The 14,783-nt window shown below is 52.0% G+C and carries 12 protein-coding genes; all 12 read right to left on the bottom strand.

Going from position 1 to position 14,783, the window contains the following annotated elements:
* Positions 1 to 154 precede the first annotated feature (154 nt).
* The gene (locus H503_RS0100705; RefSeq protein ID WP_009016379.1) at positions 155 to 985 is read right to left on the bottom strand and encodes an LpxI family protein; all 831 of its coding nucleotides are present in this window, start codon (positions 983 to 985) and stop codon (positions 155 to 157) included.
* Between the two features lie 4 nt (positions 986 to 989).
* Positions 990 to 1,799 carry an acyl-ACP--UDP-N-acetylglucosamine O-acyltransferase gene (lpxA, locus tag H503_RS0100710; RefSeq protein WP_009016380.1) on the bottom strand — a complete coding sequence of 270 codons (810 nt, stop codon included), beginning with the start codon at positions 1,797 to 1,799 and terminating at the stop codon, positions 990 to 992.
* A 17-nt stretch (positions 1,800 to 1,816) separates the two neighbouring features.
* A complete protein-coding gene (gene fabZ / locus H503_RS0100715; RefSeq protein ID WP_014128804.1) occupies positions 1,817 to 2,257 on the bottom strand; it encodes a 3-hydroxyacyl-ACP dehydratase FabZ in 441 nt (146 codons plus the stop codon).
* A gap of 42 nt (positions 2,258 to 2,299) precedes the next feature.
* Positions 2,300 to 3,148: a UDP-3-O-acyl-N-acetylglucosamine deacetylase gene (lpxC, locus tag H503_RS0100720; RefSeq protein WP_009016381.1), complete on the bottom strand. Its 849-nt coding sequence runs from the start codon at positions 3,146 to 3,148 to the stop codon at positions 2,300 to 2,302.
* 20 nt (positions 3,149 to 3,168) lie between these two features.
* Complete coding sequence (locus tag H503_RS0100725; RefSeq protein WP_009016382.1) at positions 3,169 to 4,086, bottom strand: lysophospholipid acyltransferase family protein; 918 nt, start codon at positions 4,084 to 4,086, stop codon at positions 3,169 to 3,171.
* Positions 4,087 to 4,229: 143 nt separating this feature from the next.
* Complete coding sequence (locus tag H503_RS0100730) at positions 4,230 to 4,838, bottom strand: YjbH domain-containing protein (RefSeq protein WP_009016383.1); 609 nt, start codon at positions 4,836 to 4,838, stop codon at positions 4,230 to 4,232.
* Positions 4,839 to 4,853: 15 nt separating this feature from the next.
* Positions 4,854 to 5,888: a UDP-3-O-(3-hydroxymyristoyl)glucosamine N-acyltransferase gene (lpxD, locus tag H503_RS0100735; protein WP_014128805.1), complete on the bottom strand. Its 1,035-nt coding sequence runs from the start codon at positions 5,886 to 5,888 to the stop codon at positions 4,854 to 4,856.
* Positions 5,889 to 6,022: 134 nt separating this feature from the next.
* A complete protein-coding gene (locus tag H503_RS0100740) occupies positions 6,023 to 6,427 on the bottom strand; it encodes an OmpH/Skp family outer membrane protein (RefSeq protein WP_009016385.1) in 405 nt (134 codons plus the stop codon).
* Between the two features lie 14 nt (positions 6,428 to 6,441).
* Positions 6,442 to 7,365: an OmpH family outer membrane protein gene (locus H503_RS0100745; protein ID WP_016459430.1), complete on the bottom strand. Its 924-nt coding sequence runs from the start codon at positions 7,363 to 7,365 to the stop codon at positions 6,442 to 6,444.
* A gap of 24 nt (positions 7,366 to 7,389) precedes the next feature.
* Complete coding sequence (locus H503_RS0100750) at positions 7,390 to 7,878, bottom strand: OmpH/Skp family outer membrane protein (RefSeq protein ID WP_014128806.1); 489 nt, start codon at positions 7,876 to 7,878, stop codon at positions 7,390 to 7,392.
* A gap of 27 nt (positions 7,879 to 7,905) precedes the next feature.
* Positions 7,906 to 10,104, bottom strand: a complete 2,199-nt coding sequence (locus tag H503_RS0100755) for a BamA/OMP85 family outer membrane protein (protein ID WP_016459429.1) — start codon at positions 10,102 to 10,104, stop codon at positions 7,906 to 7,908.
* 329 nt (positions 10,105 to 10,433) lie between these two features.
* Positions 10,434 to 14,753 (bottom strand): translocation/assembly module TamB domain-containing protein, encoded by a 4,320-nt coding sequence (locus tag H503_RS0100760; RefSeq protein ID WP_022227478.1) that lies wholly within the window; start codon positions 14,751 to 14,753, stop codon positions 10,434 to 10,436.
* Positions 14,754 to 14,783: the final 30 nt, after the last annotated feature.

Consider the following 14,783-nt stretch of genomic DNA (forward strand, 5'->3'; position numbering starts at 1 on the left):
GCGGCATATTTTAGTTCCTTTCGGATGAACCTGCAACGCATGCCTTCTCGTCATGAAACAACATACCCCCATAGCTCTCAAATCGTTTATCTGAGGCTATGGGGGTACGCATCACCCTTTACGATATACGGCGCAATCACAGGCCAAGTGTCTTTTATCTTCCAGCGGTTTCCTCACTCATGGAAACGACAACGAGGTTATGCTCATTGGCAAGGGCAAGGGCCTGTTCTCTTTCTACAAAAAGAGTACGGCCGGTTTCCATGACGATGCCGGCACAGCCCGATTCAATCATGGATTCCATGGTCTTTACACCGACACCGGGCACGTCAAAGCGATGGTCCTGGGCCGGTTTGGCCGTCTTTGCGACAATGGCCCCCCTGCCCAGGCTGCCGCCGCGCTTGATGCAGGCATCGGTACCTTCGATGGCTTCCACGGCCATAATGGCCATGTCCTTGACGACGACCGTTTGACCAATATCAAGACCGCCAATCTTTTTAGCCATCCTGAAACCATATTTCATGTCTTCCCATTCCTTATCCGTCGGTTTACGGCGGCTAAGAACACCTTCTTCCGGCATGATGTGCTTGAGGAAGAGGGTCTGGTCCATGACGTGGATTCCCATCTCTTCAAGTTTTGCCACAAGGGCATTCATGATGGTGTCGTCATGACGATCCGGCAGGGACATAAGGAGCTTTACAGCCTGCCAGTCCGGAATGAGGATGCCTCCTTTATAGAGGATTTCTTTTGTTACCTTGCCAATCATGGTGACTTCGCTGACCCCTTCATTTTTGAGGGTGCTGAAGATTTTCCCAACTTTGCCGATATTGATTGCATAAAAGACGTCGGCTTCCTTTGGGAGATCTTCATGGGTTTCGGGCACAAGGGCGATAGCGACGGTGCGGTAGCCTGCCTGTTTGGCGCCGCGTACGACGTCAACGGGCAAGTGTCCTACGCCAGCAAGGACGCCTAAGGTCTTTTCCATCATGGAATCACTCCCTCCCGTGGGAGACGGATGAACGGCAAATACCCCGTTCTACGCTGCGTAAAAAGCGCATAAAATGCTCAACTTCTTCGTAGCTGTCAAGTTCCTGTTCCATAGTGGCAATAGCATCTGGCAGGGAAAGGCCACGTTTATAAAGAATCTTATAAGCCTTTTTCAGCTCCCGGCGAACAGGCATGGCAATTCCAGCACGGGAAATGCCTACGCTGTTAAGGCCTGCCACGACGGGTGGGTTGCCAGCAACGATGACAAAAGGCGGTACATCCTGGTTGATTCGGCTCATGCCGCCGCACATGCAGTTGCGGCCAATCTTGGTGAACTGGTGCACAGCCGTGAGACCGCCGATGACGGCGCGGTCTTCGACAATGACGTGACCGGCCAGGGTCGCCACGTTGCTCATGATGACGTTGTTGCCGACAATGCAGTTATGGGCAACATGGGTATAGGCCATCATCAGGACATTGTTGCCGATGCGCGTTTCATTGCCTTCCCCGACAGCGCGATGAACAGAAGCACATTCGCGGATGGTCACATGGTCACCAATAATGGTCGCCGTATCTTCCCCTTTATATTTAAGGTCCTGGGGCACTTCCCCAATGCTGGCCCCCTGGAAGAATTCACAGCCTTTTCCGATGGTCGTACGCCCCGTAATGACGACATGCGGATGAATGATGGTCCCTTCCCCAATCTTGACATCCGGTCCAATGACTGAATAAGGACCAATCTTTACGTTTGGGCCAATCTGTGCATGCGGGTCGATGATTGCTGTTTCATGAATTAAACTGGAATCTGCACTCATACTGATTCACCCCTTGTTTATTGCTTGTTCTCGGCCAGAGCAAAGAAGAAGTCCCCTTCGCAGGCTGGTTCCCCATCGACGGTGCCTTCGCAGTGGGCAACGCCCATGTTGCCTTTGATTTTCGTAATGACTGCCGTCGTAACGAGCTGATCACCCGGTTTGATTGGACGGCGGAAACGCACCTTGTCGATCTTGCCAAAGACAGCAATCTTACCGCGGTTTTCTTCCGGATAAAGCAGCGTCACGCCCCCAACCTGTGCCATGGCTTCAATGAGCAGGACACCCGGCATGATGGGATTACCCGGGAAGTGGCCCATGAACTGCGGTTCGTTGAAGGTGATATTCTTGATACCCACAGCCCGTTTCATCGGTTCCAGTTCGACCACACGGTCAACGAGGAGCATGGGATACCGATGGGGAAGGATTTTTTGGATTTCCTGAATGTCTAACGTAATCATTTTCTTGACTCCTTACTTTCAAAATCTAAGGCGCTGCGGCGATTACTGGGCCGGATTCGCCTTGCGGTAGGCATCGATTTGGCGGGAAACGCTGTCGTTGAAGGCGTGCCCCGATTTCATACAGATAACATGGGCCGATATGGGTCCCAACAGATACAAGTCACCAATGACATCAAGGATCTTATGACGGATAAGCTCGTCAGGGAAGCGGACCTTGGACAGGGTTCCCCCGTCCTTAGTAAAGACAACGACATTTTCGACGGTGCCGCCAAGGCCAAGGCCCATCTTGCGCAGTTGGGCAATTTCCTCTTCAAAGGCTACGGTTCTTGCCGGAGCAATTTCCTGGGAAAGCGTATCCCCCGCATCCGTCACATCAAGGACCTGGGTCCCAAGCAGCGGATGGGGATTGATGGAGGTAAAGGTCACGCGAAAGCCGTCATAAGGCAGGACCACAAGATAGCGGTCGCCGTCATAACAGCTGAAGGCGTGATCAATGGCGTAGACGTGACGCGGTGCGTCCTGTTCAAGAAGGCCCATCCTTAAGATAGGATCCATGAAGCCTTTGGCTGAGCCATCACCAACAGGCGGTTCGGCGCTGTTCATTTCGATGTAGCAGTTATCAATGGCAAGGATGGCAAGGGCGGCCATGACGTGTTCGATGGTCGTGACGCTGGCTCCGTTTTCAGTCAGCGTCGTGGCTCGTGTCGTTGCCGAAATATTTGAAGCAATGGCTCGCACACTGGGCCGACCCTCAAGATCCGTACGGATAAAGACAATGCCTGTGTCCGCAGGAGCCGGCTTCAGCGTCATTGCAACTGGGTTGCCGGAGTGGAGCCCAATCCCGTCACAGCAGACATCTGCTTTGAGGGTGTGCTGTTTATTGTTGTCCATATTGAATCACCTTTCTATGTTCAATTGCCCGTCATGGGCGTGCTGAAATGCTTGCGGTCACGGTAACGTCTCTTTCCATCCTTCCAGCGGTCATGGACCCAGAACCACATAGCCGGGTCGCGGCGGATTTCCTCTTCGGCAATCCGGATGAGCTTTTCCATGATAACGTGGCTGTTTTCTTCTCGGCTCAGTTGGGGATCTGCGTGAAAACAGGGATGAATAACGGCCGTAAGCGTCCCATCAGGCTGATTATGCATGAAAAGCGGGACAATGGGAGCTTTGAAGACCCGTGCCAGCTGGGCTGCCCCATCAGGGACACGGGCCGGTTTCCCAAACAGTTCAAGGTGCTCCCCCGTATGGGCAGAATCTTGATCGTAGAGAATTCCTACAAGATGTTTATCTTTTAGATAACGTCCGATGGAAAGCATGCTGCTCTTTCCATGGTTGTAGGTGACATGCTGGCCGACCATCTGCCGGTATTCGTTGATGAAGCGGTCCGCGTCACCATCGTTTTGTTTGCGGGTGATGGAAAGGATGGGATAGCCCAGAAGGGCCATACTGGCCCCCAGCATTTCCCAATTTCCGTAATGGGCCGTACACATGATGACGCCGCGGCCTTCGGCATAAGCCTCTTCGAGGTGTTCCAGGCCTTCGAAGTGGACAAGGTTCCTAAAATTGGCTTGATTGATGAGGGGATAGCGCAGGACTTCGATGAGCATGCGCCCGAAACGGGTAACGCTCTCCTTGGCGATGCGTTCTGCTTCAGTCTCAGACACGCCAAGACATTCCTTGACGTTTTCCTTGGCCATATAGCGCCGCCATTTGGGTGTAGCCAACCAGCCAATTTGGCCCAAGGCATAGGCCAGGGCATCATTGAAGCAGGTTGGCTGCACGCAGGCAATCCGGCTCATCAGTTTCATGAGGGAATACGCAAGCATTGCAGCAGTGCCTCCTTAAGGCAGGGTCTCCTTCTTTGGCACCCCTTCCCGCGGGAATGAGCTGCCCAAAGGGCCCTTGAAAGGATGCGGCGCTGCCTTGGGACAAATCAGCCCGAAAGGCGGCCGCGGACCTTTCTCATGAGTTAGAAAGTAAAGTTGACGCTCCCATAAAGATGATGGGTCCGATAGCCAACTTCAGCCGTCGTAAATTTAGCAAGGGGAATGGATGCGCCATAGTTGAAATGGCTGCCGTCATATTCCCCCATAAGGGTAAGGGACTGGCTTCCGAGCTTGATGTCCTTTTCAATGGCACCAAATCCCTTTTTGTATTGGTCCGTACCAATCCCGCCATGAATCTTAAACCCAAACGGCAGGGCCTTACTGACGACAACATAACCGCGACGGTCCTTTTCATCCCCCAGGTCGTCGCCGCCAATGGCAATGGCCGGAGTTACAGGGGTTTCGCGCAGAAGCTCCCATTTCGCACTTACTGTGCTATAGATATCGCTGTCTTTCGGATCAAAGCGGGCGCCTGCCACTTCAAGGCCCAGGGGCAAGGCCACATTGCCATGAAGGATCTGTCCATCCTTTGTCATGTCGTAACCAACGGAAACATGGCCTGGCAAACGGACAAAGGCGCTCGGGGTATTAATAATGCCGCTCGTTCCGTTTGGCGTAATCTTGGCTTCTGCCGCTAGCGGCATGGCAGAAGCAAGCGTCAGAATGGCAAGGGTCGCAACAGTCTTTTTCATGAAACCAAAACTCCTTTATTTATCGTCTTTTTTCTCGAGGGTTTCCACGAGTTTTTCCAGTTTGCGGACTTTTTTCACAAGATCACCGAGCTTACGCTGACTGGCCATCATGCGCAGCCAGTCTACATGGCTCTGCGCCGGGAAGCCAGCCCAGACAACATTGTCCGGGACGTCACTGATGATGCCGGTTCGCCCGGCAAAGGTGCAGTTGCTGCCAATCTTGAGGTGGCCTGCGGTCGCGGCCTGACCGCCAAAAGTCGTATTGTGGCCTACCGTGACAGATCCTGAAATACCGACGTGGGCCACAAGGATGCAGTTTTCTCCGATAACATCATTATGCCCGACATGGACAAGGTTATCGATCTTGGTGCCCTTGCCGATGACCGTACTGTCAACGGTTGCTCGGTCAATACAGGTGTTGCAGCCGATTTCGACATCATCGCCAACAACGACGTTCCCTGTCTGAAGGACCTTGGTATGCTTTCCTTCGCTCGTGATATAGCCAAAGCCATCACCGCCGATGACACAGCCAGCCTGGAGGATGACCCGGTCACCGATGATACAGTTTTCACGGACTGTGACATTCGAATAAAAAGTGCAGTCGCTGCCCACTTTTGCATGGCGGCCGATATAAACGTGCGGGTAGATGATGGCATTATCCCCAATTTCAGCATCTTCTGCAATATAGGCAAAAGGCAGGATGGCGGCATTTTTTCCAATACGAGCCGTCGGATGGACAAATGCGTACTGACTGATACCTGATTCGACACTTTCAGGCGGACGGAAGAGCATCAGCAGTTTGGCAAAAGCCGCCCGTGGATTCTTTACACGGATCAGGGCCTGGGGTCCTTTGAGTTCTCCTTCTTCAGGAATCATGATGGCGCCGGCCCGGCTCTTACCGGCCAGTTCCAAATAGGGCGGTACGGCAAAGGAAATTTCCGTAGGGCCTGCTTCCTCAAGCCCGTTCACGCCTGTAAGCTTCAGGGAAGGATCTCCTTGGATAATACTACCCTGTAAGAGATCTGCCAGTTCCTGCAGCGTTTTTTCCATAGCTAACATCCTTTCTTGTGATTTGTTCAGTCTGGGCAGTGCGCTCCCCTGCGTACCTGTCTATCCCAGAGTGACAAAAATGGAGCGTTGGAATACGGGAAAAAGGCGAACACACGGTTCGCCCTTTATGTCCATTATTTCATGGCTTTGATGATGTCTTCCGTGACGTCGACGCCGCCTTGCGGAACAGCTTCCTTCACGAGAATGGCACCGAGGTTCTTTTCCTTGGCAACCTGAGCCGCGGCAGCTTCAAAACTGCTCTTTACTTTATTTTGCTGCTCAGCCTGGAAGGTACGGATTTTGGCACTTTTTTCCGTATAGATTTTTTTTGCTTCTTCATCGCTCTTACCCTCTGTTTCCTTGGTAAGTTCGTCTTCCATAGCCTTGCCTTTTTCCTGCAGTTCCTTTGTGGCATTCTTGAAGACTTCACTGTCCGTCTGGACCTTCTGCATATCTACAACGCCAAACTGCTGATTGCGGCCACAGCCAAAAGCAAAGATGGCCATAACGATCATACCGATTGCCAAAATTTTTTTCATGTTTCTGATCCCTCTTACTCAACTATATTTTGTACTTCTTTTTCCACGTCGTCCGTGATGTCATCGGCCGATATATTGGCCCGCGGATTCCGAAAAACCAGGGTGTACTTCCTGGTAAGATTGATTTTCTTGATGGCGCTGAGGATATCACTGTCGATTTCCTCACGCAGTTTCTGCGTCTCCGCGTCCTGACGCTGGATCTGAGTATCCATGGAAGCAATGAGCGTATCAAGCTCTTTTTGTCCAGGTTGCTGTTCTTTTTTCGTCAGGTCAAGACCCGTTTCTTCCTTTACAAGATCCACCGTAAGGGATTGTTGGAAGGCATCCATGCGGGCACGGCTTTCGCTGATATCAGAAGCCATCTGCTCCTTGATCCACGCCGCTTTCTTTTCCTCGATGGCCTCAATGGCCTCACGGCGCTTATCCAAAAGCTCCTGTTCTTCTTGGAGCAAGGCATTTTGGGAGGCTTCACTCATCTTGATACTGCCAAGCTTTAAGCGCACATTAAAGAGCGGGATACGGAAGCGGGTTTCCACATCTTCCCGGTCCTTTTGGACATAGGATTCAGCCGCTGCATCAAGGCTTTCCGCCTTTTTCTGGAGAAGATCCTGTTCCTGGGCTTCTTTTTCCGCAACCTTTGCCGCCAACTGGGCGGAACGGAAGCGGTCTCGGCCCTTTCCTGCAAGGGAGCGCATCTTACCCAAAATGGCAAGCTGCTGATGACCGTCCTTGAGCTGCCGCTCCCGGAGGGCCTTTGCTGTTTCAAGGTCCGTTTTTTGTTTTTGCCACACCTTGTACTTGGGATGCTGTTTGACGAGCCGGTCCCAGTCCACGACGGCAAACCGTGGTACTTCCCTCGAAAGGAGGCCGTTTTTCAGGGACGCACAGCCCGCTGTCACCATAAGGCACGCCACTAGGAGGCAGATAAGCTTCCTCATAGGTCCCTCCTCCTTCATGAGCCCTTAGTTTTTCTTGGCTTGTTTCTGGAGTTCTGCCTGGACATCAGCCGTCACATCAACACCGCCATAAACGACAGCGCCTTCATTGACGATGACCGTAAGCCCCTTGGTCTTGCCGACGGCGACAATGGCGTCATCAACTTTTTTCTTCAAGGGGTCGACAAGTTCTTTCTGCTTATCCTCGAGGCCTTTTTGCAGCTCTTCGTGGAGCTTTTGCTTATCGGCGTCGCTCATGTCCTTGCTTTTTTCGTTGTACTGGCTTTCAGCATCCTGGGCAGCTTTCTGCATTTCCACCTGAGCATCCTGGATGCCTGGGACGGCCTGGACCAGTTGGTTGTAGTTTACTTTGCCAATGGCAGAATCAGTTGTTCCGCCGGAACCACCCGTGAGACCGGCACCCCGCACAGCAATGGCGAAAGCACCGATGACGAAGATGGCGGCAATCGCAAGGGACACCACTTTCACGTTTTTCTTATTGGCAAATTCAATCATTTCTATCCCTCGTTCCTCGTTTTTCTCTTAGAATTGTCCACCGAAGCTGAAGTGGAAGCGGCCGCCCCGATCAGAACTGTCAAGGCGATAGCCATAGTCCAGACGGATTGGGCCAAGCGGGGAGTTGATGCGCAGTCCCAAGCCCACCGTGTACTTCAGGTCGGACAGGTCAAAATCCGTTTCATCATAATCCTTGCTCCAAGCATAGCCAGCATCCGTAAAGGTGACACCCTGAACCTGCTTGATGATTGGATAACGGAATTCCAGGGAGCCCTTCAGCATGCTGTTGCCCTTGAACTGGTCATCGCGGTAGCCACGCAGGAATTCACTGCCGCCGACGGTAAAGCGCTGGCTGAGCGGCATATCCCCGTTGGCATAGCCGGCACCGAGATTAAGTGCCCAGACATTGTCCTTACCCATGCGATAGTAGTAACGATAATCGGCTTGATATTTTTCAAAGCGGAAGTCACCGCCGAAGTTTGCCCATTCAAAAGAATACATGGTACGCTTGCCTTCGCGGGGATCATAAATGTTATCACGCGTATCAAGGATACGGGCAAAGGTGATACTGCGGGTCGTACCGAAGTTCTTCTTACGGCGTTCCGCAGCAACGTCTTCACCAAGATACCTGCCTTCATCAACGCCTTCAAAGTACTGGTTCGAATCGTAGCCATCGACCTTGCCCTTGTACTTGTCGTCGCGGTTTTTCAAGGTAATCTGGTTAGTGATAAATTCGTTGTCAGTGACGCGGCTGAAGAAAATTTCTTCGCCGATGCGCTTTTTGTAGTAACGGGCAATTTCATCGCCGTCACGATCGTAATCGGCATATTCGTTCGTCATATTATAGAACGTAAAGCCCGCCGTAGTTTCCTTGTCATCAATCCACGGTTTGATGTAGGAGACTTCAAAGTTGGTATTGGTTTCATCATCGCCGCCAAATTCCCAACGGACATTGACACTGTCACCCGTCCCGCGGAAGTTCTTATCGCCGACGCTGACCATGCCTAAGAAACCATCTGCATCGGAGTACCCGGCCCCAATGCCGAAAGTTCCCGTGCTCTGCTCAACGACCGTGATTTCAACGGATACGGTATTGGGCATCTGACCTGGATTCAGTCGGATATTGACATCCTCGAAGAAGCCGAGGTTGTAGATTTTCTGCATGGAACGGCGCGCCAGCTTGGCGTTGAAGGGATCGCCCTTTTTCATGCGCATTTCACGGATGATGACATAATCCTTCGTCTTTGTGTTGCCCTTGACGCGATAATCTTCAATGACGCCTTCAGCAACCTGAAGGATAAGATGGCCATCAGGGAGCATGCGGATATCGCTGACTTTAGCCAAAATATAGCCTTGTTCCGCATAGAGGCTTTCCACCTTGCGGGCCCCGACATTGACGTCGCGGGAATTCACCACTTCGCCTTCCTTAAGTCCCATGGCACGGATGATGTCATGGCTCGAGATCTTCGTGTTGCCTTCAACTTCAAGTTCCGTGAGGATGGGGTTTTCAGCGACATGATAGACAATCTGGACGCCTTCGGGAACGCGGGTAAAGGTCGGAACGATATCATAGAACCAGCCAGTTTCATAAAGGGAACGGATGTCGTCCTGCATTTGAACCGCAGTAAACTTCGTACCCGCGCTCATCTTGAGGCTGTCTTGAAGGACTTCCGCCTTTTCATGCTGATTGCCCTCAAAGGTTACTTTCGTCACCGTCAGATTCTCATATCCCTTAACTGAATTGGCAAGCTTATCGTATTCGTCAACAATGCCTGCTCCATCATCAGGCGTAAGGAAACTGCGGCCAGGCGCCTTGCGGTTTTGGGCTTCGGCGATTTCCTTCTGCTGCTGCATACGGGCTGCCAGCTGCTCATCCTGGGCTTCTTGCTCCTTGCTTTCTTTTTGGAGGGTTTCCTTCCCCACCTTTTCGATATAGGTAATGCCATTGCGGCGCACTTCACGATAGATGGGCTTATCAGGCAGGGTTTCTTCTGTCTTGGCACTCTCTTTTTGAGAGTCATCCGTGATTCCAGTTCCGGTGCCAATTCCTTCTTTTGCTTCTTCCGTTACCTCAATGGTTCCGACTTCTCCCGATTGGGTCTGGACCCCATTTTTGGTCAACGTCACTTCCTGGCTGTGGGAAACCTCTGCATAGGCAGGCGAACTCAGCAGTAAAGATGCAAAAATGGCTGCCGACAGCTGTTGCCAATGTAATTTGCTATTCATACATAACCCCCTACAAGTTTCGGTTAGAATCCTTCTAGCTGGTTGGATTCAGTAAATACACGCTACAATTATACCCTTTAGAAAGAAAAATTACTAGTCAAAGGCAGGATTCGAGAAAAAAGTTCACAAAAAAGAATTCCCCTTTCCGGCCTTTTTCTAGGCGGCTCCTAGCTCAGAAAAAGGCAGAAGGGGAAAACGATCAGTCAAAGGGGGCGGGCTCCAGACTGGAAGAGGGCGCTCGCTCCCCATAGCCCGTGAGCCCACCGCCACCTTACGCCGAAAAGGAGCAATGGGCCACGCACCTAGGTCAATCAGGGCCGTGCTTTTCTTTAGAACCTCGTATGATACTGTACACCATACCAGGCCCTGTTTTCTTCGTCGACGGATACGCTGAGGTTCAGGCGGCGGTTGAGGAAGTATTCCGCAAAGATGCTCGAGTCTTCCCCATCGAAGCTTGCCGTATAGCCAAGACGAAGTTTGTCGCCGAAACTTTTAGCCACAAGCCAGTTGTATTGCCGCCGATCATCGCCAATCACTTCATTTGCCCGTTTCGCATCGACGCTAAAGCCAATGCCGGACTGGAGACTCCCACTGTAGACGCGCAGTTCGTCCAGCTGCAGGGCCTGTTTGATGGCATCTTCCACATCGGACAGGTAGCTTAGCTGGATACCAGCGTCGATGAGCCCCATCCAATCATTGTTGGTCAGGTCCGCGTTATCCGTCTTCAAGGTCAGGAAGCGTTTGAGCGTATTTTCATCCTTGGGCGGATCACTCTTTAGATGGACCTGCAGTCCATCCATGGACAGCGGTCCTTCGATGGTGGCAAGGATCATGTACTGGCCAAGACGCGTAAAAGCTTTCATATCAAGGTGGGGCGTAAACGTTCCTCGCTCCGGCCAAGTGACGATGCTGCGGCCCATCCTAAAGGGGGTATTGAGGTAATTGAGGGTCCCCTTTGTCAGATTGATGGCGCCTGTAATGTCCGGATCTGCTGTCGTTCCCCCGAGGTGGATCTTGCCGCCGCCCCAGATATCATAGAACGACGCCGTATGAAGGTGCATCTTCTCCCCGAGATCAACTGTAAAGTCAAGACCAATAGGCGATCCGCCACTGCCAAAACTCGGCACGGAGGTCAGTCCGATATAGAGGTCCTCCAGATTGAGAGCGCCCGCTACAAATGGGATCCCATTTTTCTGTGTAACGGAAATGTCCCCATTGACCTTGCCTCCAATCTGCCGCGAATCAATGAAGACATCGCGGATAGCCGCCGTAAGGGCATAAGGCGATTCCCCGCCATGAAGTTCATAGCTTCCTGACGCCATGACGCTGCCATGATCGCCAATGACGGCAGACAGTTCCTTAAGATTGACTTTCGTTCCTGCAAATTCTGTATCTAGCTTCACGTGGTCGATGGTATTATTCATGCCCCGCAGCTTGATGGTGCCGTCATCGAGACGAATCGCACCATCTAAGGTATAGTCCTCCAAGGTCCCGCTCACATTGAGGTTTCCTTTCATAGGACCGGTTGCCCACTGGACATATTTCGTAAGCGTCGGCAGGATGTCAAGATTTGCATTGTCAAGGTGCAAGTCAAGGTTCATCTGCGCGTCGGGATTACGGCGATTCTCCTTGGCCCGTAACAGGTCAAGGGGCAGGGTACCGTAGGCAGACAGCTTATAGATTCCGCGCTGGACAAGGAACTGGTTCAAAGTAAACATACCATCCCGCAGTGTGGCCATGCCGTAAATGGAGTCGAAGGTTACTCCGCTTACAGAGCCGCCCGTTACTTCAAGGGAGAAGTTCCCATTTGGATCATCAAAGGGCCCCTTGACCTGTGCGGCCATATTGAGGGCACCCCCAATTTCCGGCGGATCATCAAGGCTTACCGTAAGGATCTTAGGCGAAATGCCATTTGCCGCGACTTCAAGGTCCAAGGTCCGGTTCTTCATATCCACTTCACCTTGGGCAGCAAAGAGACCGCCGCCTTTTTCAAAGGCCTGGAGCTGGTTGATATGCCAAACGCCGAGGTGACCAAAAATATCAAAATCAGCGGAATCAAAGGGAACACCCTGCACTTTTCCATCTTCCACCTTACCTTTGATGGCAAGGCCCGTTCGGCGTCCATTCGGATTAAGGGCAATGGTACCGGAAAGAAACCCATCAATATCAAGGTCGTAGCCGCCCATTTTAAGGAGACTCCGCACGTTCCCCCGCTCCACTTCCGCTTTCCACTGGTAGTAATGGTTCAAAAGGTCAATATGAGCGGACAGGAAATAGTCTCCTCCTGATTTCTGCTGGAAGGAGCCTTCAAGTTCGTTGATTTTGCCCCCCGTGGAATCAATGGATAGGGCAAGTCCCGTGAACTCCTCACCGTTGATGATTACGGAATTTGAAGACAATACACCGGTGAAAAGCGGATTGGAAAGGTTGCCGCTTACAGCCCCGTTAAAGTTCACGCTGCCTTGGAGACTGGCTGCTTCCTTAAGCCAAGGCAGACGCTGGAGCATGATGCCGTAGGCGTCGATTCCTAGGGCAAGGTCTCCATTTTTAGCAATGGTCCCTGCAAAGGTTGCGGTCGATGTCAAGGCCTGGAGCTTGAAGTTTTTCATCGTAATAGCGCCGTCATTGACGGAGTAGTCACCAGATAGCTCATCGACAAGGAACTTATTGACCGAGCCATCGTAGGCCCGCACATGACCCGTAATATTAGGATTTTTTAGCGTCCCTGTCACGTGGACCGTATTGGTGAGGTTTCCTGTAACAGGAAGAGGCAGGGCAAAGGCATCGGAGAAAGGTTCAAGACGTACGCCCTTGGTGACGACTGTCAGGTCAAGCCAGGGATCATCACCCGTAAGGACAACGGAGCCATCAAGTTCGTGACGGCCTTGCGGCGGATCAAGCTCCACCTTCGTCAGACGGACGACACGATCCTTCCAGCTGACAAGACCGTGGGCTTCTTTTGCGATAAAGCCTTTAACGGAGACATCCTTGAGGGAAAAGGCTGCCGTCCCTTCTGGGTCATCCGTGGTTCCTTCAATCATCATGTGAGCAGAAAGAAGACCCTCTCCTTCTTCTCCGAAGGAGGCAAGGATAGGTTCCACAGGGAGATCCGTAACATAAAAATTTCCCTTAAGGGCTGAGCCTTCAAGACTGCCCGAGCCTGTCACAGAGCCGCCATTTTCCGAATCTGCCGCAAAGCGGTCCAAGGTCAAGCGACCCTTTTCATACACAGCGCCCAAATCAACATGGGTAAAGGAGAGCCCATGGACCGTGAGGGACAGATCATCACTAAGGACGTGGGCAAAAAGGTCATCATCATAGCGTCCCTCAGCATAGAGGTCGCCGGAAAGGACAATGCTGCCTACATCAGGGGCCACCGCTCCCAAATCAAGACTCTCGCTTTTAAGCGTCGCAGCAAAAGTGCGGTCCTGCGTATCATATGAAGCCGTCAAGGTCCCTTTGCCGCCAGCAAGATAGAAGGTTCCGTCCGTAACGTTTACTTGGGTTCCCTGAGCCGAAAGGGGCAAGTGAAGGTTATCTATTTCATATCCTTTCACGGTCAAGGCCGGACTGTCCACGGTTCCCGCGGCAAGAAGGCTGTCAAAAGAGCCATCCAGGGAGGCACTTGCCGTAACACGGCCTGAAAGAGGAAGGTCCAAGGGAATTGCGTCAAGGTCAAAGTCATCCGTCTTTACAGCAAATTGGTGAAAAACAGGCGTCTGTGCGTCAGTAAGGTCAAGTCCCCCATTCAAGGTAACCGATGACCTATCAAGGGACACCGTAAAATCTGTAAAAGCAAGGTCCTTATTATCAAAGTGGACCGTTCCTACAGCCGTAAGCGGCAGCAAGAGATTGTCCTTATGAACGGATAAGGATAGGGAATCTGCCTTGACGCTCCCCGAAAGCTTACTTTCCTGATCATCGTTGCGCCAGGTAACAGAAAGCTTTGAAAGGGTTCCTGCAAGATCCGCTATAGGGGCATAGTGCGCCACAAGGGCCGCGTAGGGCGTTACGCAAAAAGTTTCAGTGCTCGCCGACACTTCTCCGGTTCCGTCACTTTTAATGGAACCGATCAGCTGCAGTGTCTCCCCCTTTTCCGTCGTAAGATCCATGTCAAGACCATAGACAGGGTTATGGACAAGGTCAATGGAACCGGATGCACCGACATGCCATGTGCCATAAGGCGTTGAAAGCTGAATCGAGCCTCGATTGACCGTCACTAAGCCGCGGAAGTCCTCACTGGACGACTCAGACTTTTTAATAAGATTTTCCACGTTCCAGCGATCGCTGCTGTCCATGACCATATACACCGTTGGATTGTTGATGGCAACAAGGCTCACCATCCTGCTAGTCCCGTGTCCCAGCAACAGGTTCAATGGATTGACGCGAACAGCGACTTCCGGAATCTTTGCCACAAGGATACCCGCTCGGTCATAGATTGCACTGTCCTTGATGCGGAAGGTCAGGTCCGGGCTGACTTCAATCCGGTCAATATGGAGTTTTCCGTTGATATACTGAGCCGCTGTTTCCTCCACCATGGGCCGCACCGTGGGAAGCACCCTTGGCATGAGAACCTTGAATGTCCCTACATAGAGTGCCGGTATGACAAGGAGAAGGAAAGGCAGGCGTTTTTTCCATTTTGGCCGCATGATCCGCCTTTCTGGAACGGGATACCGTTC

The sequence above is a fragment of the Acidaminococcus intestini DSM 21505 genome (genome assembly GCF_000425045.1).
GTDB classification, from domain to species: Bacteria; Bacillota; Negativicutes; order Acidaminococcales; family Acidaminococcaceae; genus Acidaminococcus; species Acidaminococcus intestini.